At 64.5% G+C, this 1,324-nt stretch carries 1 protein-coding gene; it reads right to left on the bottom strand.

Annotated elements, in window-relative coordinates:
• Positions 1 to 2: 2 nt before the first annotated feature.
• On the bottom strand, positions 3 to 1,097 hold the full coding sequence (locus EN893_RS34205) for a transporter substrate-binding protein (protein ID WP_127268206.1): 1,095 nt from the start codon (positions 1,095 to 1,097) through the stop codon (positions 3 to 5).
• Between the last annotated feature and the right edge of the window lie 227 nt (positions 1,098 to 1,324).

Raw genomic sequence — 1,324 nt, 5'->3', positions numbered from 1 at the left:
CGTCACGACACCACCCTCAGGCGCGGGCGGCCGAATGTTTTTGCCGGGTCGTAGCGCGACAGATACGGGTCTGGCGCGACTTCGTCCTCGCGGCTGACGACCTCGAAGAAGCCATCCGCGATGCGCCCGATGATCACCGGCAGCGTCGCGTGCTGGGAATGCGCGTCGATGGCGATCGGCCCGAGCCGGGTGGAGAAGCGGCGTTCTGCGAAGGCTCTGGAAAATTCCGCCGGACCGGCTTCGGAATTGCTGGAGAGCACGTCGGCCATCACCTGCACGGAGGCATAGGCGGAGGCCTCGAAAGACGAGGCGAAGGCGGCCGGCCGCGGCGCGAAGTACGGCCCGACCGACAGGTGCCCTTTCCCGGATACGCCGATCGCCGGCAACTCTCCTTCGGTGAGGTTGCAGGAGATGACGGGACAGGTTTCCGGGCGGAAGGCAGGATCCTCATTCCCGAGATCGCAATAGGCCGCCAGGAAGGCGTAGGAAGTGGTGCCGATCAGGTTGTTGAGGATGAAGTTCGGCCGTGTGGCACGGATCTCCGCGATCAGCCGCGACACGTCGGTCTCGCCGATGCGCAGATAGCGTTCGCCCAGCACCTTGCCGCCGGCATCGGCGATCAGGTCGCGGGCGACGCGGTTCATCTCCCAGCCCCAGATGTAGTTCGAGCCGAGCAGGAAACCGTTGGCGCCGAAACGCGGCACGACATGCGCCATCAGCGGCACCAGATGCTGGTTGGGGCAGGCGTGCATGTAGACGACGTGCTCGTTGGCCTCGAAGCCCTCATAGGGGCAGGCGTACCAGAGCATGCCGCCCGCCTTCTCGAGCACCGGAATGGTTTCCTTGCGGCTCCACGAGGTGACGCAGCCGACGACATGGCGCGCGCTGCTGGTCCTGAAAATATCCTCGCACAGCGTCGCGTAACGGTCCGCATTGCTTTGCGGATCGCGCTCGACCGGCACCAGTTCGATGCCTGAGCTGCGATCGGCGTTGATGTCGGCGATGGCGCGCATGGCGCCGATGCGGCACGCATCGGAGACGAGCTGATAGCTCCCCGAGCGGGAATACAGGATGCCGATCTCGATATGCCGTTTCAAACAGATCCCCAAAATGACAATGCCTCGCAGCCAGCGCCGGAAGGGCGAGGCATACGAGGCATTCTTGCCGCCCGGCGATCAGAGCCGGTATTTTGCGCTAGCGTATTCTGTCCGGCGGGTCAGTCAAGCCCTCAACGGTATTTGCGTGACCGTCATCGCCGTTTCGCTGCCGCCGGCTATCTGGCCGATCTGGCCGCCGGCCTCTGACCGTGTTGACGCGCATAGGT

It is taken from the genome of Mesorhizobium sp. M7A.F.Ca.CA.004.04.2.1 (assembly GCF_004022825.1).
Lineage (GTDB): Bacteria > Pseudomonadota > Alphaproteobacteria > Rhizobiales > Rhizobiaceae > Mesorhizobium.
The sequence above is the reverse complement of the archived record's forward strand: the minus strand, read 5'-3'. Positions and strand labels throughout refer to the sequence as shown.